The 23092-nt window shown below is 71.2% G+C and carries 19 protein-coding genes, 4 tRNA genes and 1 other RNA gene; 13 read left to right on the top strand and 11 right to left on the bottom strand.

Features of this window, described 5'->3' with window-relative positions:
• The first annotated feature begins 53 nt into the window (after positions 1-53).
• On the top strand, positions 54-422 hold the full coding sequence (locus tag ACIQ8J_RS13675) for a hypothetical protein (RefSeq protein ID WP_403268996.1): 369 nt from the start codon (positions 54-56) through the stop codon (positions 420-422).
• 197 nt (positions 423-619) lie between these two features.
• Here ACIQ8J_RS13675 and ACIQ8J_RS13670 read toward each other — a convergent pair.
• A tRNA-Ser gene (locus tag ACIQ8J_RS13670) sits at positions 620-707 on the bottom strand.
• Positions 708-778: 71 nt separating this feature from the next.
• Between ACIQ8J_RS13670 and ffs the strand changes: the two genes are divergently transcribed.
• From ffs to ACIQ8J_RS13640, 6 genes are all read left to right on the top strand, one after another.
• Positions 779-877: signal recognition particle sRNA small type (gene ffs, locus ACIQ8J_RS13665), an RNA gene on the top strand.
• 138 nt (positions 878-1015) lie between these two features.
• Positions 1016-3247, top strand: a complete 2232-nt coding sequence (locus tag ACIQ8J_RS13660) for a DNA polymerase III subunit gamma and tau (RefSeq protein ID WP_403268994.1) — start codon at positions 1016-1018, stop codon at positions 3245-3247.
• 58 nt (positions 3248-3305) lie between these two features.
• A complete protein-coding gene (gene purD, locus ACIQ8J_RS13655; RefSeq protein ID WP_403268991.1) occupies positions 3306-4562 on the top strand; it encodes a phosphoribosylamine--glycine ligase in 1257 nt (418 codons plus the stop codon).
• A gap of 307 nt (positions 4563-4869) precedes the next feature.
• Positions 4870-6540: a hypothetical protein gene (locus tag ACIQ8J_RS13650; RefSeq protein ID WP_403268988.1), complete on the top strand. Its 1671-nt coding sequence runs from the start codon at positions 4870-4872 to the stop codon at positions 6538-6540.
• A 272-nt stretch (positions 6541-6812) separates the two neighbouring features.
• Complete coding sequence (locus ACIQ8J_RS13645) at positions 6813-8291, top strand: N,N-dimethylformamidase beta subunit family domain-containing protein (RefSeq protein ID WP_403268985.1); 1479 nt, start codon at positions 6813-6815, stop codon at positions 8289-8291.
• Between the two features lie 110 nt (positions 8292-8401).
• Positions 8402-9301, top strand: a complete 900-nt coding sequence (locus ACIQ8J_RS13640; protein WP_403268983.1) for a phosphoribosylaminoimidazolesuccinocarboxamide synthase — start codon at positions 8402-8404, stop codon at positions 9299-9301.
• A 46-nt stretch (positions 9302-9347) separates the two neighbouring features.
• Here ACIQ8J_RS13640 and ACIQ8J_RS13635 read toward each other — a convergent pair.
• From ACIQ8J_RS13635 to ACIQ8J_RS13600, 8 genes are all read right to left on the bottom strand, one after another.
• A tRNA-Gly gene (locus ACIQ8J_RS13635) sits at positions 9348-9420 on the bottom strand.
• A 22-nt stretch (positions 9421-9442) separates the two neighbouring features.
• A complete protein-coding gene (locus ACIQ8J_RS13630; RefSeq protein WP_403269678.1) occupies positions 9443-10057 on the bottom strand; it encodes a response regulator transcription factor in 615 nt (204 codons plus the stop codon).
• Positions 10058-10080: 23 nt separating this feature from the next.
• Entirely contained in the window at positions 10081-11364 is a 1284-nt protein-coding gene (locus tag ACIQ8J_RS13625) for a sensor histidine kinase (RefSeq protein ID WP_403268980.1), read from the bottom strand.
• 31 nt (positions 11365-11395) lie between these two features.
• Positions 11396-12211, bottom strand: coding sequence for an ABC transporter permease (locus tag ACIQ8J_RS13620; protein ID WP_403268977.1), 816 nt, complete (start codon positions 12209-12211; stop codon positions 11396-11398).
• Positions 12208-13143: an ABC transporter ATP-binding protein gene (locus tag ACIQ8J_RS13615; protein ID WP_403268974.1), complete on the bottom strand. Its 936-nt coding sequence runs from the start codon at positions 13141-13143 to the stop codon at positions 12208-12210. Before ACIQ8J_RS13615 ends, ACIQ8J_RS13620 begins: the two co-directional genes overlap by 4 nt.
• Before the next feature lie 146 nt (positions 13144-13289).
• Positions 13290-13362: transfer RNA gene (locus tag ACIQ8J_RS13610), tRNA-Gly, on the bottom strand.
• Between the two features lie 75 nt (positions 13363-13437).
• Positions 13438-13509, bottom strand: a tRNA-Gly gene (locus ACIQ8J_RS13605).
• A gap of 125 nt (positions 13510-13634) precedes the next feature.
• Positions 13635-13952 carry an Lsr2 family protein gene (locus tag ACIQ8J_RS13600; RefSeq protein ID WP_403268972.1) on the bottom strand — a complete coding sequence of 106 codons (318 nt, stop codon included), beginning with the start codon at positions 13950-13952 and terminating at the stop codon, positions 13635-13637.
• Between the two features lie 335 nt (positions 13953-14287).
• Here ACIQ8J_RS13600 and purS point away from each other — a divergent pair, with 335 nt between their 5' ends.
• The 6 genes from purS to purM all read left to right on the top strand — a co-directional run bounded on the left by purS (position 14288) and on the right by purM (position 21327).
• Complete coding sequence (gene purS, locus ACIQ8J_RS13595; protein ID WP_120722307.1) at positions 14288-14542, top strand: phosphoribosylformylglycinamidine synthase subunit PurS; 255 nt, start codon at positions 14288-14290, stop codon at positions 14540-14542.
• Positions 14539-15243, top strand: a complete 705-nt coding sequence (gene purQ / locus ACIQ8J_RS13590; protein ID WP_403268968.1) for a phosphoribosylformylglycinamidine synthase subunit PurQ — start codon at positions 14539-14541, stop codon at positions 15241-15243. The genes purS and purQ overlap by 4 nt, the downstream gene beginning before the upstream one ends.
• The gene (purL, locus tag ACIQ8J_RS13585; protein ID WP_403268965.1) at positions 15240-17501 is read left to right on the top strand and encodes a phosphoribosylformylglycinamidine synthase subunit PurL; all 2262 of its coding nucleotides are present in this window, start codon (positions 15240-15242) and stop codon (positions 17499-17501) included. Before purQ ends, purL begins: the two co-directional genes overlap by 4 nt.
• Before the next feature lie 107 nt (positions 17502-17608).
• Positions 17609-18406 (top strand): sterol carrier family protein, encoded by a 798-nt coding sequence (locus ACIQ8J_RS13580; RefSeq protein ID WP_403268962.1) that lies wholly within the window; start codon positions 17609-17611, stop codon positions 18404-18406.
• Between the two features lie 288 nt (positions 18407-18694).
• Entirely contained in the window at positions 18695-20221 is a 1527-nt protein-coding gene (purF, locus tag ACIQ8J_RS13575; RefSeq protein ID WP_403268959.1) for an amidophosphoribosyltransferase, read from the top strand.
• Between the two features lie 35 nt (positions 20222-20256).
• Positions 20257-21327, top strand: a complete 1071-nt coding sequence (gene purM, locus ACIQ8J_RS13570; protein WP_403268956.1) for a phosphoribosylformylglycinamidine cyclo-ligase — start codon at positions 20257-20259, stop codon at positions 21325-21327.
• A 123-nt stretch (positions 21328-21450) separates the two neighbouring features.
• On the opposite strand, the gene ACIQ8J_RS13565 is transcribed toward purM, so the two are convergent.
• Together ACIQ8J_RS13565 and ACIQ8J_RS13560 are read right to left on the bottom strand one after the other, a co-directional pair.
• Positions 21451-21711 carry a DUF3073 domain-containing protein gene (locus tag ACIQ8J_RS13565; RefSeq protein ID WP_403268953.1) on the bottom strand — a complete coding sequence of 87 codons (261 nt, stop codon included), beginning with the start codon at positions 21709-21711 and terminating at the stop codon, positions 21451-21453.
• Positions 21712-21991: 280 nt separating this feature from the next.
• A complete protein-coding gene (locus ACIQ8J_RS13560; RefSeq protein ID WP_403268951.1) occupies positions 21992-23089 on the bottom strand; it encodes a Leu/Phe/Val dehydrogenase in 1098 nt (365 codons plus the stop codon).
• Positions 23090-23092: the final 3 nt, after the last annotated feature.

The raw sequence follows: 23092 nt of genomic DNA, 5'->3' as shown, positions 1-23092 counted from the left end.
CTGAGCCAGGCGTCAGGTGGATTCCCGCATTCCCACGGCGGATAAGGATGCGCATGAGCCAACCAGCAGAGAAAGCAGGTTCGTTGCGACGGCCGTCGGGCGAGCGCCGACGACTTGCTAGACGCATTCTCGACACCCCGCTGCCGCAGCTCGTGGACGAGCTCGATGTCCTGCTGCATGAGTCCTGCATCACGGATGACGGATTCTTCGGTGCGGCGATCGACTCCGGGGACGGGCGGCTCGTCCTCTCGATGCCGGTCGGCCGCAGCGATCTTGAGCGGGATGCGATCGCCCGCTCGCTCCTGTCACATCTCTTCGATGCTGGTCTCGATCACCTCCCTGACCCGTTTGTCACCATCAAGGATGGGGATCGGGAGGTGCGAGTGCAGCTCACCGATTCGGGGTTGTCGGAAGGCGTCTGAGCCGAGGTTCGGCGAGGGCCGGGCGAATCGCCATCGGCTCAAGGTTCTGGCTTGGCTCCGGTCCCTGCCAAGCGGTCCACCAGCAAGCCGCCCCTGCGAGCGGCCCGAAGGAGCTCACGGGGCCAACCAGGACCACGCATGTCGATGGGCCCCGCTGCAAGCAGCGGGGCCCTTCAACATCGTGCCCGGTGAGGCACTGGCGGAGGATACGAGATTCGAACTCGTGAGGGGTTGCCCCCAACACGCTTTCCAAGCGTGCGCCCTAGGCCACTAGGCGAATCCTCCGCGGCAAACAATACAAGACGTTGAGGGGTGCTCGCGAACTCGTTCCCACGTCAGGGATCGGGTACCCTGTGCGGAGCCCCTCACGTGGCGCTATCTGACTGAACTCCCCCAGGGCCGGAAGGCAGCAAGGGTAGGTTGGCTCTGGCGGGTGCGTGGGGGGCGCTTTATTTTCCGTGCGGGTTCCGTGGGGGTGCGGGTCCGATCCGCCCTGCGTACGCGCTGATTCGGGCGGTCGTGCGCCGTCCCGAGACGGTGGGGGCCCCGGTTGGCGGGGCCGGTTGTCAGTGGGCCCCGATAACCTCGTATGCGTGTCGTCCCTTGCGCTGTACCGCCGCTACCGCCCCGAGTCGTTCGCCGAGGTCATCGGGCAGGAGCATGTCACTGACCCGCTGCAGCAGGCGCTGCGGAACAACCGGGTCAATCACGCGTACCTGTTCAGCGGGCCGCGTGGTTGCGGCAAGACGACCAGTGCCCGGATTCTCGCCAGATGTCTGAACTGCGAGCAGGGGCCGACGCCGACGCCGTGCGGGGAGTGCCAGTCCTGCCAGGACCTCGCGCGCAACGGGCCCGGGTCCATCGACGTGATCGAGATCGACGCCGCTTCGCACGGTGGCGTGGACGACGCCCGTGAGCTGCGCGAGAAGGCCTTCTTCGGGCCCGCCTCCAGCCGGTACAAGATCTACATCATCGACGAGGCCCACATGGTGACCTCGGCGGGCTTCAACGCGCTGCTGAAGGTTGTCGAGGAGCCGCCGGAGCACCTCAAGTTCATCTTCGCCACCACCGAGCCCGAGAAGGTCATCGGGACCATCCGTTCGCGCACCCATCACTACCCGTTCCGCCTCGTCCCGCCGGGCACCCTGCGGGAGTACCTCGGGGACGTCTGCGGGCGGGAGGGGATTCCCGTCGAGGACGGGGTGCTGCCGCTCGTGGTGCGGGCCGGGGCCGGGTCCGTGCGTGACTCCATGTCCGTCATGGACCAGCTGCTCGCCGGTGCCGCCGACGACGGTGTGACGTACGCCATGGCCACCGCGCTGCTCGGATACACCGACGGGTCGCTGCTCGATTCGGTGGTGGACGCCTTCGCCGCCGGTGACGGGGCCGCCGCCTTCGAGGTGGTCGACCGCGTGATCGAGGGCGGCAACGACCCGCGCCGTTTCGTCGCCGACCTCCTGGAGCGGCTGCGCGACCTCGTCATCCTCGCGGCCGTTCCCGACGCGGGGGAGAAGGGGCTCATCGACGCCCCCGTCGACGTGGTCGAGCGGATGCAGGCGCAGGCCTCGGTGTTCGGGGCCGCCGAGCTCAGCCGGGCCGCCGATCTCGTCAACGCCGGGCTCACCGAGATGCGCGGGGCCACCTCGCCCCGGCTCCAGCTCGAATTGATCTGCGCCCGGGTGCTGCTGCCCGCCGCGTACGACGACGAGCGCTCGCTCCAGGCCCGGATCGACCGCCTTGAGCGCGGGGCCAACTTCCAGGCGGCGCCCGCCGGTGGGCCCGCCATGGGATACGTTCCCGGGCCCGAGGCGCATGCGCCGATGCGGGGCGGTCCCGGCGGGTCCGAGGCTGCTCGGGCCGCGGTGCGGGGTGCGGGGCCGGGGGTGGCTCAGGGACCGGAGGGCGGGCCCGCCCCCTCGGTGCCGGTGGCGCCGTCCACCCCGGTCACCCCACCCGCTCCGTCGGCGCCGGTGGCGCAGCCGCAGCCCCCCGCCCAGCCGCAGCCCGTTCAGCCCCAGCCCGCCCCGCAGCAACCCGTACAGGCTCCGCCCGGCGGGCAGGCCGGGGCCGGGGCCTGGCCGTCCGCCGCCGCACCCGGGCAGGGCGGCGGTCAGCGGCCCGGCGCCTGGCCCGGTGCCGCCGCTCCCGCCGCGGGCTCCTGGCCCTCCGCCGCAGCCGCGCCCGAGCCCGCCCCGGCCCCCGTCGCTCCTGCCGAGCCGGCCCCGGCCCCCGCGGGCCAGGGCAACGCCGTGCAGGTGCGGAACATGTGGCCGGACATCCTGGAGGCCGTGAAGAACAAGCGGCGCTTCACCTGGATCCTGCTCAGTCAGAACGCGCAGGTGGCCGGTTTCGACGGCACCACCGTCCAGCTCGGCTTCATCAACGCGGGCGCCCGCGACAACTTCGCCAGCAGCGGCAGCGAGGACGTGCTGCGCAGCGTGCTCTCCGAGCGGTTCGGGGTGCAGTGGAAGGTCGAGGCGATCATCGACCCGTCGGGCGGCGCCCAGCCCCCGGCCGCCGCGGGCAACTTCGGCGGCAGCGTGCCCAGGTCCCCGGCGCCGCCCGTGCAGCAGCACCAGCCGGTGCAGCCGCCCCCGCAGGCCCCCCGGCCCTCAACTCCGGCCGCTCCCACGCCAGTTCAGCAGCAGCCGCAGGCTCCCGCTCCCGTACGGCATGAGGAGGAGCCACCGCCCCCGGTCCGGCCGGAGGACGACGTTCCGGAGGACGACGACCCGGATCTGGTGGACAACGCGCTGTCCGGGCACGACCTGATCGTGCGCGAGCTCGGGGCGACCGTGGTGGAGGAATATACGAACGAGGGGTGAGGGTCCGCTCGGTGGCCCGCACAAAGATCACGCCACCGCGGCGGCTAGGCTGGCTGCCGTGAAGGTCCTTGTCATCGGCGGCGGTGCCCGCGAGCACGCCCTGTGCCGTTCCCTGTCCCTCGACCCCGACGTGACGGCGCTGCACTGCGCCCCCGGCAACGCCGGGATCGCGGAGGTCGCCGAACTCCACCCCGTGGACCAGCTGGACGGCGGCGCGGTCGCGCGGCTCGCCGTCGAGCTGGGCAGCGACCTGGTCGTCGTCGGGCCCGAGGCGCCGCTGGTCGCCGGGGTCGCCGACGCCGTACGCGGTGTAGGCATCCCCTGCTTCGGCCCCTCGCGGGAAGCCGCGCAGCTGGAGGGGTCCAAGGCCTTCGCCAAGGACGTGATGGCGGCGGCGGGCGTGCCCACCGCCCGCTCCTACGTGTGCACCACCCCCGAGGAGATCGACGAGGCGCTGGACGCCTTCGGAGCCCCGTACGTCGTGAAGGACGACGGTCTCGCGGCCGGCAAGGGCGTCGTCGTGACGGACGACCTCGCCGCGGCCCGCGAGCACGCGCTCGCCTGCGACCGCGTCGTCATCGAGGAGTTCCTCGACGGCCCCGAGGTCTCGCTCTTCGCGATCACCGACGGCGTGACCGTGCTTCCGCTCCAGCCCGCGCAGGACTTCAAGCGCGCGCTCGACGGCGACGAGGGTCCCAACACCGGTGGTATGGGCGCCTATTCGCCGCTTCCGTGGGCCGACCCCAAGCTGGTGGACGAGGTCATGGCGAGCGTGCTCCAGCCGACCGTGGACGAGCTGCACCGCCGGGGTACGCCGTTTTCCGGACTTCTTTACGCGGGCCTGGCGATCACCTCGCGCGGGGTGCGGGTCATCGAGTTCAACGCGCGGTTCGGCGACCCCGAGACCCAGGTCGTCCTCGCCCGCCTCAAGACGCCCCTCGCGAGCGTCCTGCTCAACTCGGCCAACGGCACGCTCGACGTCGAACCGCCGCTGAACTGGCGCGACGACGCGGCCGTGACCGTGGTCATCGCCTCGCACAACTACCCCGCCACGCCCCGCACCGGCGACCCGATCGAGGGCCTGGACGAAGTCGCGGCCCAGGACGCCCCCACGGCGTACGTCCTGCACGCCGGGACCAGGCGGGACGGCGACGCGGTGGTCAGCGCGGGCGGCCGGGTCCTCTCGGTCACCGCGACCGGCAAGGACCTGGTACAGGCCCGCGACCGGGCGTACACGGCGGTCGCCCGGATCCGCCTCGACGGCTCGCAGCACCGCACGGACATCGCACGCGAGGCGGCGCGGGCGCGGGGCTGACGGTTGCGGCGGGGCTCGCGAGGCCCTGCCCGCACCGGACTCGGTGAACCCGGCCGGGGGCCTGTCCCACCGCCTCCGCGCCCCGCCCCGCTCCACCCAGCCCCCGCCCCGCAGCAATCGCACCTTTACCCAAAGCCATTCCATCGAGTGACGAACGGCCCATCCGGATGACTCCTGCCGGGGCCCCAACTAGGGTGCGGCGAGGGCGTTGCGGCACTTGGCCCACCGGCATTGCGATGTCAGTGGCGGGTGCCACAGTGGGGGAGTGAGCAACGCCGCCGCAGGGCAGAGGGGGTGAAGTCCGGCCGTGTCCGATACCGGAATGGGTGGAGAGGCGGGTGCGCTGCATGCGCGCTCGCGGGCTCTCGCCGTACTGCGCATCCGTAGCAGGGCGCTCGCCGTGGCCCTGCTGCCGGCCGCGGTCGCCGTCGTGCTGGGCGTCGCCGCCGTCCAGGGCCGCATCGACGGCGGCGGCTGGGACACCGCACGCTGGGCGGTCACCGCCGCCGCGCTGCTCGTGCTGCTGTTCGCGGGCGCGGTCGCCGCGGTGATCGCAGGGGCCAGACCCGCCCTGTCCCCGACGGTGCACCTCGCGGAATCGTCCGCCCCCGACCTGTACCGCCTGGTCAGGGACCTGGCTGACCGGCTCGATGTGCCCGCGCCCTCGGCGATAGCCCTCACCCCCGACTGCGACAGCTGGCTGGAGGACCGTACGCATCGGGCGCACGGCGCCGCCGAGGCCGCGCTGTCCACCCGCTCCATACCCGGCGCCGCCGATGTGCGCTCAGGCCGCGCCCGGCGGGTGCCGGCCGCGCCGGTCCTGGTCATCGGCTCGCCCTTCCTGTGGTGGATGCGGGTCGGCGAGCTGCGCGCGATCCTCGCCCCCGTCGTCGCCGGTACGGGCCCCTCCGCGCACCCGGACATAGCCGCCGCCCGCCGATTCGTACGGGGTCTGGACGCGGCGGTCGCCGTGGCCACCCGCCCCGGGCTCGACCCGGTGCGCCGTCTCGCGCTCGGCCTCGTCGGCTGGATGGCCCGGCTGCTGCTCCGGGGCTGCCGGGTGCATGTCGCCGAAATGGAGCGCGGGGTCGCCGCCGCCGCGTCCGAGCGTGCACAGGGTGTGGACTACGGGGTGCGGATCGTCGCCCAGGAGCAGGTCGGGCTCGCCTACGCGGGCTGGGACCGGCTGCTCACCCGGGTCGCGCTGCCCGCCTGGCGGATGGGGCGCTGGCCGTCCCGGCTGGATGCCGGCGTGGTGTCCGCGCTCACCGAGCTGTCCCGGCGCGACCGGCTGGCCGAGGGCTTCGCCTCCCGGCTCGGCGAGCGCCCGGCCTGCGACCTCCTGGAGGAGCCCGGGGCCGCCGACGAGGCGACCTCGCTGCTCGCGGCCCGGCTCTTCCACGGCGGCCCCGCCGAGCCCGGCCCCGACTGGGCGCCGGTCGACTGGGCCGCGTACCCGGAAGAGGTCGTCGACCGCAAATGGCGCCTGGAGGCCGCCCGGCTGCACCGCGTCCTGGACGGGCTCGGCGAGCGCCGCGGCGCGGAACCGGCCGCGCCCACGCTCGCCCGCGTCATCGACCACCTCGCCGCGGGCGACGGCGAGGCCGCCGAGCGGCTGGCCGCCGGTATCGCGGCGGAGGTGGCCGACGAGGAAGCCGCGTCCGCGCCGCCCGCGCCGGGCCCGGAGTCCTGGGGCGCCGACGCGATACCGCTCTTCCCGCTCCAGCCGCCGAGGACGGGCCGCGAGCTTCTCGCCGACCACGTGACGGCGATGGTGTGCTGCGCCGCCGTCGACACGGCGGGCGCGACCCCCGGCCTCGACTGGCTGGACGGCCCCTCGCTCCTGGTCGACGGGGCGCGGCGGTCCGACCTGGTCTCGCCCGTGCTGACGCTGGTCGAGGACGGGGACGGGGAGGAGCTGCGCGGCTGGCTCTCGGCCATAGGCATCCGCCCGGAGAAGCCGGTACGGCTGGTCTGAGGAGTCGGAGGATCCGCGGGCCCGGTGCCCCCGCACTCGGCGCCGACCCCGCCCCGCGCCAGCCCGCGCCACCCCTCGCGCCGCCCACTGCGCCAGCCACATCCGGAACATCAAGTTCCCCTTCACGTCAATTCGCGACGAACGGTGACGGAGTGCGTGCGTTATGTGATGTGCTGGGGACCGGTAGCTGACAGACGGTGCGCCGCAGTCGTACCGCAGCCGCATCACACGTCGCATCACTGGTGTCCCGGGGGATCGAGGGAGGGAGTGACATGGGGGTGGAACGGTCGGACCACATCCGGCGCTGGGAGTCCGGGGCCCTCGCGCACGCCGTCTCGGATCCCTTCGGCCAGGGCCCGCTGCCCTGGCTGCGCGGCAGCGAGCACTACTTCGACGACACCGGCCATGTGGTGCCCTGGTACGTCGACCATCTCCCGCTCCAGCGCGGCACCGCCCGGGTCACCGGCCCCCGCACCGCCGACGACGTACACCAGCAGATCAAGGGCTTCGCCTCCAGCGGTGCCGTCGAGCCCGGCGAGGCCATCGACTTCCACATCACCGTGGACCCGCCGCAGCAGTTCACCGTCGACATCTACCGGATCGGGCACTACGGCGGCGACGGAGCCGCGAAGATCGCCACCAGCCCCCGGCTCTCCGGGATCGTCCAGCCGCTGCCGCTCGCCGCCGACCGGACCGTCTCCTGCCACCACTGGTGGCAGTCCTGGCGCTACCAGGTCCCCTCGCACGCCTCGATCGGCGCCCATGTCGCCGTGCTGACCACCGCCGACGGCTACCGCTCGCACATTCCGTTCACCGTCCGCGACAGCCACCCCGCCGATCTGCTCCTGCTGCTGCCCGACATCACCTGGCAGGCCTACAACCTGTTTCCGGAGGACGGCCGCACCGGCGCCAGCCTCTACCACGCCTGGGACGAGGAGGGCCGGCTGCTCGGTGAGGAGGACGCGGCCATCACCGTCTCCTTCGACCGGCCGTACGCGGGCGCGGGCCTGCCCCTGCACGTCGGGCACGCCTACGACTTCATCCGCTGGGCCGAGCGCTACGGCTACGACCTCGCCTACGCCGACGCCCGCGATCTGCACGCGGGCCGCGTGGACCCCAGCCGCTACCGGGGTCTGGTCTTCCCCGGCCACGACGAGTACTGGTCGGCCCCGATGCGCCGCACCGTCGAGCTGGCCCGCGAGGGCGGCACCTCGCTCGTCTTCCTGTCCGCCAACACCCTTTACTGGCAAGTGGAGTTGGCGCCCTCCCCGTCCGGGGTGCCGGACCGCCTGCTGACCTGCCGCAAGCGGCGCGGCCCCGGCCGGCCGGCCCTGTGGCGCGAGGTCGCGCGCCCCGAGCAGCAGCTCCTCGGCATCCAGTACGCGGGCCGCGTCCCCGAGCCGTACCCCATGGTCGTACGCAACGCCGACCACTGGCTGTGGGAGGCGACCGGGGCCGGCGAGGGCGACGAGATCGAGGGCCTGGTCGCGGGCGAGGCCGACCGCTACTACCCGCGCACCGCCCTCCCCGAGCACCAGGACCGCATCCTGCTCGCCCACTCCCCGTACCGGGACAGCGAGCAGAACGCCCGGCACCAGGAGACCTCCCTGTACCGGGCGCCCTCCGGGGCGCTCGTCTTCGCCTCGGGGACCTTCGCCTGGTCACCCGCGCTCGACCGCCCCGGCCACGTCGACCCCCGCATCCAGCGCGCGACCGCCAACCTCCTCGACCGCATCTGCAAGCGGGACTGAGCCCCTCCCCGGGGAGGAGGCGCCGCTCCCGAAGAAGCCCCGCGACCGGGGTGCCCGTCCGCGTGCGAGAGAATCGGACTCGTTCCTGGATCAACCTACGCGGAGGAACCGTGTCCGGATTCGTAGAAAAGCCCGAACCGCTTCAGGTCCCGGGCCTGACCCACCTGCACACGGGCAAGGTGCGTGACCTCTATCAGAACGAGGACGGCGACCTGGTCATGGTCGCCAGCGACCGGATGTCCGCGTACGACTGGGTGCTGCCCACCGAGATCCCCGACAAGGGCCGGGTGCTCACCCAGCTCTCGCTGTGGTGGTTCGACCTGCTCGCCGACCTCGTGCCCAACCACGTCATCTCCAGCGACCTCCCCGCAGGCGCCCCCGCCGACTGGGCGGGCCGCACGCTGGTGTGCCGGTCGCTCGCGATGGTCCCGGTGGAGTGCGTCGCCCGCGGCTACCTCACCGGATCGGGCCTGATCGAGTACAACCAGTCCCGTACGGTGTGCGGCCTCGCGCTCCCCGAGGGCCTGACCAACGGCTCCGAGCTGCCCGCGCCGATCTTCACGCCCGCCACCAAGGCCGCGGTCGGCGAGCACGACGAGAACGTGTCGTACGAGGAGGTCGCCCGCCAGATCGGCGCGGAGACCGCCGCCCAGCTGCGCCAGGCCACCCTCGCCGTCTACGGCCGGGCCCGCGACATCGCGCGCGAGCGGGGCATCATCCTCGCCGACACCAAGTTCGAGTTCGGCTTCGCGGGCGAGGAGCTCGTCATCGCCGACGAGGTGCTCACCCCGGACTCCTCGCGCTTCTGGCCGGCCGCCACCTGGGAGCCGGGCCGCGCCCAGCCCTCCTACGACAAGCAGTACGTGCGCGACTGGCTGACCTCGCCCGCCTCCGGCTGGGACCGCACCTCCGAGCAGCCGCCGCCCCCGCTGCCCCAGCAGGTCGTGGACGCGACCCGGGCCAAGTACATCGAGGCGTACGAGGTCCTCACCGGCAACAGCTGGTCGTAGACAGCGAGAAGCCCCCCGGCCGACCGGCCGGGGGGCTTCTTTTCTGAGCGAACGACGAGGTTCGAACTCGCGACATCCACCTTGGCAAGGTGGTGCTCTACCAGCTGAGCTACGTTCGCATGCGCCGTGGCGCGGAGACCACTATACCCAACCCCGGTCGCGGGCGAGACGCACGGCCGTGTGACGGTTCTCCGCACCCAGCTTGGCGGCCGCCGACGAGAGGTAGTTGCGCACCGTCCCCTGCGACAGCGCGGCCCGCTCGGCGATCTCCGCGACGGGCGCCCCGTCGGCCGCGAACCCCAGCACCTCGGCCTCCCGCGCGGTCAGCGGGGAGTCCCCGGCGGAGATCGCGTCGGCCGCCAACTCCGGGTCCACATAACGGTTTCCGGAGTGGACGGATCTGATGATCTCGGCCAGCCGCTGGGCGCTCACCGTCTTCGGCACGAAGCCGCGCACCCCCGCCGACAGCGCCCGCTTGAGATGTCCGGGACGGCCGTGACTGGTCACGATCATGGTCCGGCAGGACGGCAGCTCGGCCCGCAGGGTTGTGGCCACTGTCACACCGTCCGCGCCCGGCATCTCCAGATCGAGGACCGCCACATCGGGCCGGTGCGCCCGCGCCATGGCGAGCGCCTCGGGCCCGGACGCGGCCTCCGCGACCACGATCAGATCGTCCTCCAGGCCGAGCAGGGCGGCGAGCGCACCCCGGATCAGATGCTCGTCGTCGGCGAGCAGCACGCGTACGGCCCCCCTCACGTCCGCACCCCCCGTCTCCCCGCTCACGCCCGCACCTCCCGTCTCCGGCCGGCCGCGGCCGGTGCCTGTTCTTCCGTGCCGGGGCCATCGGCCAGCGGCACTCGCGCCGTCAGGCGGAACCGGCCCCCCGTGACCGGTCCCGCCGTCAGCGTCCCCTCCAGTACGGAGAGGCGTTCGCGTAGCCCGGCCAGGCCCGATCCGGGGGCGCCGGCGGGGCGGTCCGGGGCGCCGTCGTTCTCGACGACGAGGCCGGCCGCATCCTCCGTGGCGGTCACCGTGACCGAGCAGTTCCGGGCGTCCCCGTGCCGCAGCACATTGGTGGTGGCCTCGCGCACCACCCACCCCAGCGCCGACTGCACCTCGGCGGGCAGCGGGTCCGCCGTCCCGCGCACCGTGCAGGCGATCCCGGCGGCCTCCAACACCCCGCGGGCGCCGTCGAGTTCGACGCCGAGGTCGGCCTCGCGGTAGCCGCGCACCACTTCGCGCACCTCCCGCTGCGACTCCTGGGCGATCCGCTGGACCTCCACCATCTGCGCCACCGCCTCCGGGCGGCCGCGCTGGGCCAGCTGCACGGCGAGCTCGCTCTTGAGCGCGATCACCGAGAGGTTCCGGCCGAGCACGTCGTGCAGATCGCGGCCGAACCGCAGCCGCTCCTCGGCGACCGCGAGCCGGGCCTCGCTCTCCCGGGCCCGGTCCGCCTCCCCGAGCACGGAGAGCTGCCACGCCCCGCAGCGCGAGACCAGCAGGACGTACAGGCCGCTGATGACGGTCACGAACGCCAGCCCCGCCAGCTGCGGTCCCGCCATCCCGGCCAGCGCGAACAGCACCACGAGGGGCATGCAGAGCGCGGGAAACCGCAGCAGGAAGGCCCGGGTCGGCAGCAGCAGGCAGTACGCCATCCCGAACGGCAGCAGCGTGAAGAGCAGGACGAACATCACGAGCGGGTCCTTGATGCCGTGCGCCGCCCGGAGCCCCGCGAGCAGCGCCACCGAGACCGCGCAGAGCACCCCGGCCGTGACCAGGCCGCCGCGCGGTGCGGCGGCCCGCCCCAGGTAGTGGTCGACCGCGAGCCGGTGCACCCGGTTGCCCTGGACGCACTGCGCCACGCCCGCCACCAGCAGCGCCGCGGCGAGGGCCAGCGGCAGCGGTCCGCGGCCGAGTCCCTCCAGGACGAACATCAGGTCCCAGCTGACGAAGAGGAACCAGGTCGAGGCGGTCCAGATCAGCCGGCTCTGCACCCCGACCTTCTCCACCCTGCTGCGGTCGCGCCACTTGCGCCGGTGCCAGCTGCGTATCCGGTCGCGCACTTCGCCGTCCCCCTGTGTGTCTTCGCCCTGTTCAGCGCCGCGGTTCCCACCGGAAGCGGCTGCGTACAGCAAACACCGACAGCGCGGTCCAGGCCACCACGGTCGACAGCATCCGCAGCACCTCGCCGGCGTCCGGGCTTCCGGTCCAGCCGGCCCTGATGAGCCCGATCACCGGGGTCAGCGGCAGCAGTTCGCAGGCGGTGGCCACCTGATCGGGCAGCACGTCGAGCGGGACGATCATTCCGGAGCCGGCCATCGAGAGCAGCAGCATCGGCATGATGGCGATCTGGGCGCCCTCGGCGGACTTGGTGAACGCGGCGGTCGCCGCCGCGAGCGCGCAGGTCATCACCAGGCCGAGCGCCAGCCCGACGAGCGCGAACCACACGGCCCGGGGCGCGCCGACCTGCATGACGATGCTGCTCCCGACGGCGAGCAGGACGCACTGCGCGAGCCCGATCAGGACCGACGGCAGCGCGGCCCCGGTCAGGATCTCCACGTCCCGCAGCTCCCCGGTGCGCAGCCGCTTGAGGACGAGTTCCTCACGCCGTACGACGTAGACGCCGACCAGTCCCGAGTAGACGGCGAACAGCAGGACGAAGCCGAGCGAGCCGGGCAGCAGCACGGTGCCGACGGTCAGGCCGGTGTCCTTGAGGTCGATGCCGCGCACCCCCGAGTACATCGACATCGTCATCATGGCGGGCAGCACGAGGACGGTGAACAGGCTCGACTTGTTCCGTCCGAGCAGCGTCAGCTCGGCCCTGGCGAGCGCCTTCATCCGCCCGCTCCGGGTCACCACGGCCGGTTCGGCCGCGCCAACTGCCCCGATCCGTACGTCGGTTGTGGTCATCGGACCGGCTCCCCTTCTCGCTGCTGCTCCCGCGCGATGTGCAGAAATGCCTCTTCGAGCGATGCCGACCGCACATCGAGCCCGCGCAGCTCGACCCGGCTGTCCCGGGCCCACAACAGCAGTCCGGTGGCGGCCCGTTGCAGCTCGGACGTCTTCAGCCGCACCGAACGGCCCGTCACCTCGTGCCCGGTGACCCCGAGTTCACCGAGCGGGGGCAGATCGCCCAGGTGGTAGCCGTCGGGCAGCTCGAAGGCGAGGTGCGAGGGCTGGGCGGCGACCACGTCCTCGACGCGTCCGCTCGCCGCGATCCGTCCTTCGTGGAGGATGGCGAGCCGCTCGGCGAGCGCCTCGGCCTCCTCCAGGTAGTGGGTGGTCAGCAGCACGGTGGTACCGCCGTCGCGCAGCGCCCGCACCAACTCCCAGGTGTCGGCCCGCCCTTCGGCGTCCAGACCGGTCGTCGGCTCGTCCAGGAAGAGCACCTCGGGCCGCGAGAGCAGCGCGAGCGCCAGGTCGAGCCGCCGCTTCTCGCCCCCGGAGAGCTGTTTCACCCGTACGTGGGCCCGCCGGGCCAGATCGACCAGCTCCAGCGCCTCGTCCACCGGTCGGGCCCCGCTGGTGCAGCCCGCCCACATCTGTACGGTCTCGGTGACCGTCAGCTCGGCGGGGAAGCCGCCTTCCTGGAGCATCACGCCGGTCCGGGGGCGCACGGCGGCCCGCTCGGTGTACGGGTCGTGCCCGAGCACCCGGACGCTGCCGCCGCTCGGCGGGGCCAGCCCTTCGAGGAGTTCGACGGTGGAGGTCTTGCCCGCGCCGTTGGTGCCGAGCAGCGCGAAGAGTTCGCCCCGCGCCACGGAGAAGGAGATTCCGGAAACGGCCTCGAAGCCCCCGGCGTAGGTCCGCCGCAGCTCCTCGACCTCGATCACATCTGCCATGGCTTCAGCGTTCCGCGGGAAGAGGAGCCGGGGCAGTGCGCGGTGTCATCACCGCCCATGACAAATGTCAGAAGTCGCGGACGCTGACCGCACGGGCATATGACTAAGGCCCCAGTTCGATGAACTGGGGCCTTTAGTGCTTCCTGAGCGGACGACGAGATTCGAACTCGCGACCCTCACCTTGGCAAGGTGATGCTCTACCAACTGAGCCACGTCCGCATGCTGCCACTCAGCTTTCACTGGGTGGTGCGAGCACTACTCTACCTGATCCACAAGGGTTGGTAAGCAATGCAGAGCGGGTGACAGGAATTGCACACTGCGCCTTCCCCCTGGAAGGGGGATGTTCTGCTACTGAACTACACCCGCACGCTGCGTGAGGTCCGGGGCCTTGCGGCCTCGCCCCTCGGCGTGTTCCAGACTCTAGCCGATCAGCAGGGGGGGTTTGCAACTCCGTTGGCCGGGGCGGCCGCAGAGCCGCCCCGGCCGGGAGGTCAGCCGGCCTCGGCGAAGGCCTCGTAGACCTTCTTCGGGATCCGGCCGCGGGCGGGCACGTCCATCTTGTTGGAGCGGGCCCAGGCGCGGACGGCCGCCGGGTCGGGTGCGACGGCGGTGTGCCTGAAGGTCTTCCCGGACTTCGACCGCTTGCGGCCCGCCGTCACGTAAGGCGCGAGCACCTTGCGCAGTTTCTTTGCATTGGCGGGATTGAGGTCGATCTCGTAGACCTTTCCGTCCAGGCCGAACGTGACCGTTTCCGCCGCTTCTCCGCCGTCGATGTCGTCGAAGAGTGTGACCACTACGCGCTGAGCCACGGATATCGGTTCCTTCCTACGGTGTCGCCCGTCGCATGTCGCCAGTGGCACATGCCTGACGTGCGGCGATACCGGCCTTCCGGCTGTTTTGGAGCAATGTTGCTTTCGCTGGGATTCCTTTGTACAGCGGCACCCATTGCAATGTGAAGCCCAGCCAATTGCATCAGCGTGTCTCAACGCAATGACTTCGGCGACTTTTTCTTGGGATTTTTCCCACGTGTTGTCGCGGCCGAAACCAGAACGTGATCAGGCCATAGCGATATCTACCCGCGTAGATTTTCTGGGCGGGTACTCTGGCGGAACCGCCTTCGCACCACACCACACCGGGAGTGCCAGTGGCACGCGTCGTAGTCGACGTCATGCTCAAGCCGGAAATCCTCGACCCGCAGGGACAGGCGGTGCAGCGCGCACTGCCCCGTCTCGGCTTCGAGGGGATCGGCGACGTACGTCAGGGAAAGCGTTTCGAGCTGGAAGTGGACGGGCCGGTCGACGAGGCCGCCCTCGCCCGCATCCACGAGATGGCCGAGACCTTCCTCGCCAACACCGTCATCGAAGACTTCACCGTCAAGGTCGAGGAGCAGTCCAAGTGACTGCTCGCATCGGCGTTGTCACCTTCCCCGGCACACTCGACGACCGGGACAGCCTGCGGGCCGTCCGCATCGCGGGCGCCGAGCCGGTCTCGCTCTGGCACCGCGACAAGGACCTCAAGCAGGTCGACGCGGTCGTCCTCGCCGGTGGCTTCTCCTACGGCGACTACCTGCGGGCCGGGGCCATCTCCCGCTTCTCGCCGGTGATGGAGACGATCATCGAGCAGGCGAAGGCCGGTCTGCCGGTCCTCGGCATCTGCAACGGCTTCCAGATCCTCACCGAGTCGCACCTGCTGCCGGGCGCCATGCTCCGCAACAACCACCTGCACTTCATCTGCCGCGAGCAGAAGCTGCGGGTGGAGAACGCGGAGACCGCCTGGACCGCCGACTACTCGGCCGGCCAGGAGATCCAGGTCCCGCTCAAGAACATGGACGGCCGGTACGTCGCCGACGAGCGCACGCTGGACGAGCTGGAGGCCGAGGGCCGGGTCGCGTTCCGCTACCTGGCCCGCGGCGAAGCCGCTGATGGATACGGCAACCCCAACGGCTCGCTGCGCGACATCGCCGGCATCACCAACGCCGCCGGCAACGTCGTCGGCCTGATGCCGCACCCCGAGCACGCCGTGGAGCCGCTGATCGGTACGGGACGTACCGACGGCCTCGGATTCTTCACCTCGATCCTGAAGAAGTTGGTCAACGCATGACGCTGGACACCGTCAAGCACGCCGCCGAGACGCCCGACGTCGAGCAGCCCTGGAAGGAGCTCGGCCTCAAGGAGGACGAGTACGCGCGCATCCGGGAGATCCTCGGTCGCCGCCCGACCGGCGCCGAGCTCGCCATGTACTCGGTCATGTGGTCCGAGCACTGCTCGTACAAGAGCAGCAAGGTCCACCTGAAGCAGTTCGGCGACAAGGTCCCGGCCAACGACGCGATGCTCGTCGGCATCGGCGAGAACGCCGGTGTCGTGGACGTCGGCCAGGGGTACGCGGTCACCTTCAAGGTCGAGTCGCACAACCACCCCAGCTACATCGAGCCCTACCAGGGCGCGGCCACCGGCGTCGGCGGCATCGTCCGCGACATCCTCGCGATGGGCGCCCGCCCGGTCGCGGTCGTCGACCCGCTGCGCTTCGGCGCGGCCGACCACCCCGACACCAAGCGCGTCCTGCCGGGTGTCGTCGCGGGCATCGGCGGCTACGGCAACTGCCTGGGCCTGCCGAACATCGGCGGCGAGGTCGTCTTCGACGCCTGCTACCAGGGCAACCCGCTGGTCAACGCCGGCTGCATCGGCGTGATGAAGCACGAGGACATCCACCTCGCCAAGGCGAGCGGTCCCGGCAACAAGGTCATCCTGTACGGCGCCCGCACGGGTGGCGACGGCATCGGCGGCGTCTCGGTCCTCGCGTCCGAGACCTTCGAGGCTGCCAGTCCCGGTGGGGCGCAGGCCAATCGCCCCGCCGTCCAGGTCGGCGACCCGTTCCAGGAGAAGCTCCTCATCGAGTGCACCCTGGAGATCTTCCGGGAGAAGCTCGTCGCGGGCATCCAGGACCTGGGCGGCGCCGGCCTGTCCTGCGCGACCTCCGAGCTGGCCTCGGCCGGTTCCGGCGGCATGCGCGTCGAGCTGGACACCGTGCCGCTGCGTGACGCGACGCTCTCGCCCGAGGAGATCCTCATGAGCGAGTCGCAGGAGCGCATGTGCGCGATCGTCGAGCCCGACAAGGTCGAGCGGTTCCTGGAGATCTGCGAGAAGTGGGACGTCATCGCCACCGTCATCGGTGAGGTGACCGAGGGCTCCCAGCTGGAGATCTTCTGGCACGGCGAGCAGATCGTGGACGTACCGCCGCGCACGGTGGCGCACGAGGGCCCGGTCTACCACCGGCCGTTCGCGCGCCCCTCCTGGCAGGACGCGCTCCAGGCCGACGACGCGGGCAAGCTGCCGCGCCCGACGACCGGCGACGAGCTGAAGGACCAGGTCCTCAGGCTGGTGTCGTCCCCCAACCAGGCCTCCAAGTCCTGGATCACCGACCAGTACGACCGTTTCGTGCAGGGCAACACGGTGCTCGCGATGCCCGAGGACGCGGGCATGGTCCGGATCGACGAGGAGTCGAACCTGGGCGTGGCCATGGCGACCGACGGCAACGGCCGGTACGCCAAGCTCGACCCGTACACGGGCGCCCAGCTCGCGCTGGCCGAGGCGTACCGCAATGTCGCGGCCTCCGGCGCCAAGCCGCTCGCGATCTCGGACTGCCTCAACTTCGGCTCCCCCGAGGACCCGGACGTGATGTGGCAGTTCGCGGAGGCCACCCGCGGCCTCGCGGACGGCTGCTTCCAGCTCGGCACCCCGGTGACCGGCGGCAACGTCTCGCTCTACAACCAGACCGGTGAGACCGCCATCCACCCGACGCCCGTCGTCGCGGTGCTCGGCGTGATCGACGACGTGAACCGGCGCACCCCGATCGCGTTCGCCGAGGAGGGGCAGCTGCTCTACCTCCTGGGTGACACGAACGAGGAGTTCGGCGGCTCGGCCTGGTCCCAGGTCATCCACGACCACCTCGGCGGTCTGCCGCCCAAGGTCGACCTGGACCGCGAGAAGCTGCTCGGCGAGATCCTGATCTCGGGATCCCGCGACGGCATGATCGACGCCGCGCACGACCTGTCCGACGGCGGTCTGGTGCAGGCGGTGGCCGAGTCCTGCCTGAAGGGCGGAAAGGGCGCGCGTCTCGTCGTTCCCGACGGGCTCGACGCCTTCACCTTCCTCTTCTCCGAGTCGGCGGGCCGCGCGATCGTCTCCGTCCCGCGCTCCGAGGAGCTCCGCTTCACCGACATGTGCGGTGCGCGCGGGCTTCCGGCGACCCGGATCGGTGTGGTGGACGGCGAATCCATCGACGTCCAGGGCGAGTTCACCCTCGGCCTGAGCGAACTGCGCACCGCCCACGAGGCCACCATCCCGGGCCTGCTGGCCTAGGGTTCGGCCTCAACTCCCCGACCCCGTACGCCTGTTGAAGACGTACGGGGCCGCGGAGTGTCCGGGCGCAGGCGGGCGTGATCCCGGCCCGGCGTAGGCTCGGGTTCATGCCTCCGGCCAAGAAGCGCACCCGCAGCTACGACCCGGCGAAGATCCGGGCCGCCGTCCTCGCCCAGTTCGGCCACGTGCGCGAAGCCGTGCGTACGCTCACGCCCGAGCAGCTCGCCCGGCCCACCCGGCTCGGCGACTGGACGGTGCGCGAGCTCGCCGTGCACCACACCATGGCGCTCGGCATGCTGGAGCGCTACCTCGCCGAGGACGAGCCGCTCCAGCGGGAGGTCGCCCTGCTCGACTGGCCGTTCGCGACCGCTGCCGCAGCTGAGCAAGTCGCCGACGGCACAAGGGAGTCGGCGGCACAGGTCGCCGACCTCGACGCGCTGTACGAGGCGCGGGCGGCCCGCACCGCGGAGCTCTTCGCGACCACCGCGGACACCCGGCTGATGCCGACCCGGTTCGGCGCGATGACCTTCGCCGACGTCCTGGTCACCCGGACCGTCGAACTCTGCGTCCACACCGACGACCTGAACGACGCGGTGCCCGGCCTTGAGGTCCCCTACGACCGGCAGGCGCTCGCCGCGTGCACCCGGCTGCTCGCCGACGCGCTCGCCGTGAAGGCGCCCGGCGGCTCGGTCGAGGTGCGGATCCCGCCGTACGCGGTGGTGCAGTGCGTGGCCGGGCCCAGGCACACCCGGGGCACCCCGCCGAACGTCGTGGAGACCGACCCGCTCACCTGGCTCCGCCTCGCCACCGGGCGTACGGGCTGGGCCGAGGCGCTGGACGCGGCGAAGGTGGCGGCGAGCGGGGAGCGCGCGGACCTGGCGGCGCTGCTGCCGGTCATGTCGTAGTCGACCCTGGCTGTGCCGCTCCCGCGCCGCTGTCAACGACCGTCCCGGACGCCGGAGGCGAAGCGAACTCCGTCACACTCGGCCCGGTCGCAGTCCGTTACCGCAAGCAGTCGCAAACACCGCGAACGACCGGGGCGCAGCCGGGCCCACCTGCGGTGACGTCGTCCCGAAGGCGTCCGCGGCCGGCCCTCGCAGGCCGAGGCGCGAAAGCTACAAAAGCGGCCATCGCGCCCGCCTGTCGATATCCCCAATTCGGACCAGTGGTCGATCTCGCCTACACTCGGTGGCGTGCCACGTGGTGACGGACGACTCAACCACGACCTGCTCCCCGGTGAGAAGGGCCCCCAGGACGCTTGCGGCGTCTTCGGTGTCTGGGCTCCGGGTGAAGAGGTCGCGAAGCTCACTTACTTCGGGCTCTACGCCCTCCAACATCGGGGCCAGGAATCCGCGGGTATCGCGGTCAGCAACGGCTCCCAGATCCTCGTCTTCAAGGACATGGGACTTGTCTCCCAGGTCTTCGACGAGACCTCGCTCGGTTCCCTCCAAGGTCATATCGCGGTCGGTCACGCCCGCTACTCGACCACCGGTGCCTCCGTGTGGGAGAACGCTCAGCCGACCTTCCGGGCGACCGCCCACGGCTCGATCGCGCTCGGCCACAACGGCAACCTGGTGAACACCGCGCAGCTCGCGGAGATGGTCGCCGAGCTGCCCAAGGAGAACGGCCGGGCCACTCAGGTCGCCGCCACCAACGACACCGACCTGGTCACCGCGCTGCTCGCGGGCCAGACGGACGACGACGGCAAGCCGCTGACCGTCGAGGAGGCGGCCGCCCAGGTCCTTCCGCAGGTCCAGGGCGCCTTCTCGCTCGTCTTCATGGACGAGCAGACCCTCTACTGCGCCCGTGACCCGCAGGGCATCCGCCCGCTGGTGCTCGGCCGCCTGGAGCGCGGCTGGGTCGTCGCTTCGGAGACCGCCGCCCTCGACATCTGCGGCGCCAGCTTCGTCCGCGAGATCGAGCCGGGCGAGCTCGTCGCCATCGACGAGAACGGACTCCGTACGTCCCGATTTGCGGACGCGAAGCCCAAGGGCTGTGTCTTCGAGTACGTCTACCTGGCGCGCCCCGACACCGACATCGCCGGCCGGAACGTCTACCTCTCCCGGGTGGAAATGGGCCGCCGTCTCGCCAAGGAAGCGCCGGTCGAGGCCGACCTGGTGATAGCGACTCCGGAATCGGGCACCCCCGCCGCGATCGGATACGCGGAGGCCAGCGGCATCCCGTACGGCTCGGGACTGGTGAAGAACGCCTACGTCGGCCGTACGTTCATCCAGCCCTCGCAGACCATCCGCCAGCTCGGCATCCGGCTCAAGCTGAACCCGCTGAAGGAAGTCATCCGCGGCAAGCGCCTGGTGGTCGTCGACGACTCGATCGTCCGCGGCAACACCCAGCGCGCGCTCGTGAAGATGCTCCGTGAGGCGGGCGCCGCCGAGGTCCACATCCGGATCTCGTCGCCGCCGGTGAAGTGGCCCTGCTTCTTCGGCATCGACTTCGCGACCCGCGCGGAGCTGATCGCCAACGGCATGACCATCGAGGAGATCGGCACGTCCCTGGGCGCCGACTCGCTCTCGTACATCTCGACCGACGCGATGATCGAAGCGACGACGATCCCCAAGGACGACCTCTGCCGGGCCTGCTTCGACGGCGTGTACCCGATGGAGCTCCCCGACCCCGAGCTGCTCGGCAAGCAGCTCCTGGAGTCCGAGCTGGCCTCCGGCCCCGCCGCGACCGCGGCCGCCGACGCCCTGCGCCGCCCGTAAGACCCTGCAGTACGACACGAAAGTTCTCCAGAGCCATGTCATCTGAGACTACTGGTGCCAGCTACGCAGCGGCGGGCGTCGACATCGACGCGGGCGACCGCGCCGTCGAGCTGATGAAGGAGTGGGTGAAGAAGACGAAGCGCCCCGAGGTCCTCGGCGGCCTCGGCGGGTTCGCCGGACTCTTCGACGCCTCGGCCCTCAAGCGCTACGAGCGCCCGCTGCTCGCCTCCGCCACCGACGGCGTCGGCACGAAGGTCGACCTCGCCCGCAGGATGGGCGTGTACGACACCATCGGCCACGACCTCGTCGGCATGGTCGTGGACGACCTGGTCGTGTGCGGCGCCGAGCCGCTGTTCATGACCGACTACATCTGCGTCGGCAAGGTCCACCCCGAGCGGGTCGCGGCCATCGTGAAGGGCATCGCCGAGGGCTGTGTCCTGGCGGGCTGCGCGCTGGTCGGCGGCGAGACCGCCGAGCACCCGGGGCTGCTCGGCCCCGACGACTTCGACGTCGCCGGCGCCGGCACGGGCGTGGTCGAGTACGACCAGCTGCTCGGCGCGGACCGCATTCGCGAGGGTGACGCGGTCATCGCCATGGCGTCCTCCGGTCTTCACTCGAACGGGTACTCACTCGTCCGTCATGTGGTGTTCGACCGGGCCGGGATGACCTTGGAGCAGCACGTCGAGGAGTTCGGCCGCACGCTCGGCGAGGAGCTCCTGGAGCCCACCAAGATCTACTCGCTGGACTGCCTGGCCCTGACCCGCACCACCGAGGTGCACGGATTCAGCCACATCACCGGCGGCGGCCTCGCCAACAACCTGGCCCGGGTCATCCCGGACCACCTGCACGCCACCGTCGACCGCTCGACGTGGACGCCGGGCGCGGTCTTCGACCTCGTCGGCACGGCCGGCAATGTCGAGCGGCTCGAACTGGAGAAGACGCTCAACATGGGCGTCGGCATGATGGCGATCGTCCCCGAGACCTCGGTCGACGTCGCGCTCCAGACCCTCGCGGACCGCGGCGTGGACGCCTGGGTCGCGGGCGAAATCCTGGACCGGGGTGACCGCCGCGACGGCGCCGAGCTCACCGGTACGTATTCACATTAAAAGCGCCGCCAAGTAAGCCCTCGCAGGCAGCACTAGACCCGGTCCGGGGCCAGAGCCCCGGACCGGGTCGGTGTGTTCAGAGCAGCAGAAACGAAGGCTGCTGCGGAAACGGGATCAGCGTAGTCAAGCGCCGCGGCGCTGCGACGACGGACCGGACTCTTCGTCCTCGTCATCGTCGTCATTCCCGTACAGGTCCGCATAGCGGGCGTACGGGTCGTCCTCCTCGTCCTCCAGTGGCTCCGCGTTCGGCGGTTGGCTCACTGTCGGGTTCGGAGTAGATGCGCCCAGCTCGTTGGCCAGACGCGACAGGTCAGTCCCGCCGCTGCTGTACTTCAGCTGGCGGGCGACCTTCGTCTGCTTGGCCTTTGCCCGGCCGCGCCCCATGGCTCGACCCCCTCGGTGACGGGGCTCGACGGCCCCAGAGTCTTGACACGCGTTCATGATCCGGAACGGACTCTCCGTGGAGAGACCGTGTCCGTAGGGCTTCAACGGTACCTGCTTCCGCGGCCATACGGTACGCCGCCCGCATGACGCGCCACTTGGCAGAACCAACAAAGAGCCCTGTCCTCGCTGGTCAACCGCGATTTTAACCTCTTCTTGGCGCCCGACCCGCCGACCGGCGTGAGTCATGTCTCTCAGCCCGGTCGGCGGGCCCTTCAAAGGCTCAGTGTTGACGTGCCTCCGCCATCCGCTGTTCGGCGATCCGGTCGGCCGCGGCAGCCGGCGGAATGCCGTCTTCCTTCGCACGCGCGAATATGGCGAGCGTGGTGTCGAAGATCTTCGCCGCCTTGGCCTTGCAGCGATCGAAGTCGAAGCCGTGGAGCTCGTCGGCGACCTGGATCACGCCACCGGCGTTCACCACGTAGTCGGGCGCGTACAGGATCGAGCGGTCCGCGAGGTCCTTCTCGACGCCCGGGTGCGCGAGCTGGTTGTTGGCCGCGCCGCACACCACCTTCGCGGTGAGCACCGGCACGCTGTCGTCGTTCAGGGCGCCGCCGAGCGCGCACGGGGCGTAGATGTCGAGCCCCTCGGTGCGGATCAGGGCGTCCGTGGAGGCGGCGGTGGCGACCTCGGGGTGCTGGGCGGTGATGGCGCGTACCGACTCCTCGCGCACGTCCGTGATCACGACCTCGGCGCCGTCCGCGAGCAGGTGCTCGACCAGGTGGCGGCCGACCTTGCCGACACCCGCCACGCCCACCTTGCGGCCGCGCAGCGTCGGGTCGCCCCACAGGTGCTGGGCACAGGCGCGCATGCCCTGGAAGACGCCGAAGGCGGTCAGCACCGACGAGTCGCCCGCGCCGCCGTTCTCGGGGGAGCGGCCGGTGGTCCACTGGCAGGTGCGCGCCACGACGTCCATGTCGGCGACATAGGTGCCGACGTCGCAGGCCGTCACGTAACGCCCGCCGAGGGAGGCCACGAACCGGCCGTAGGCCAGCAGGAGTTCTGTCCTTCGAGGGCCCTCGAAGGCATCGGGGTCGCCGATGATGACGGCCTTGCCGCCACCGTGGTCGAGCCCGGCCATGGCGTTCTTGTACGACATGCCCCGCGACAGGTTGAGGGCGTCGGCGACGGCCTCCGCCTCGGTCGCGTACGGGTAGAAGCGCGTCCCGCCCAGGGCCGGGCCCAGGGCGGTGGAGTGGATCGCGATGACTGCCTTGAGCCCACTGGCTCGGTCCTGGCACAGCACGACCTGTTCGTGGCCGCCCTGGTCGGAGCGGAACAGGGTGTGCAGTACGTCATCGGCGCCGGTCACATCGGTCACGGT

It is taken from the genome of Streptomyces sp. NPDC094147 (genome assembly GCF_044764265.1).
Taxonomy (GTDB): Bacteria; Actinomycetota; Actinomycetes; order Streptomycetales; family Streptomycetaceae; genus Streptomyces.
The sequence above is the reverse complement of the archived record's forward strand: the minus strand, read 5'-3'. Positions and strand labels throughout refer to the sequence as shown.

Excerpts from the sequence above, each read along its gene's own strand:
- ACIQ8J_RS13675 (WP_403268996.1), top strand. The coding sequence starts at position 54 with ATGAGCCAACCAGCAGAGAAAGCAGGTTCGTTGCGACGGCCGTCGGGC.
- ACIQ8J_RS13645 (WP_403268985.1), top strand. The coding sequence starts at position 6,813 with ATGGGGGTGGAACGGTCGGACCACATCCGGCGCTGGGAGTCCGGGGCC.
- ACIQ8J_RS13620 (WP_403268977.1), bottom strand. The coding sequence starts at position 12,211 with ATGACCACAACCGACGTACGGATCGGGGCAGTTGGCGCGGCCGAACCG.
- ACIQ8J_RS13615 (WP_403268974.1), bottom strand. The coding sequence starts at position 13,143 with ATGGCAGATGTGATCGAGGTCGAGGAGCTGCGGCGGACCTACGCCGGG.
- purL (WP_403268965.1), top strand. The coding sequence starts at position 15,240 with ATGACGCTGGACACCGTCAAGCACGCCGCCGAGACGCCCGACGTCGAG.
- ACIQ8J_RS13580 (WP_403268962.1), top strand. The coding sequence starts at position 17,609 with ATGCCTCCGGCCAAGAAGCGCACCCGCAGCTACGACCCGGCGAAGATC.
- purM (WP_403268956.1), top strand. The coding sequence starts at position 20,257 with ATGTCATCTGAGACTACTGGTGCCAGCTACGCAGCGGCGGGCGTCGAC.
- ACIQ8J_RS13565 (WP_403268953.1), bottom strand. The coding sequence starts at position 21,711 with ATGGGGCGCGGCCGGGCAAAGGCCAAGCAGACGAAGGTCGCCCGCCAG.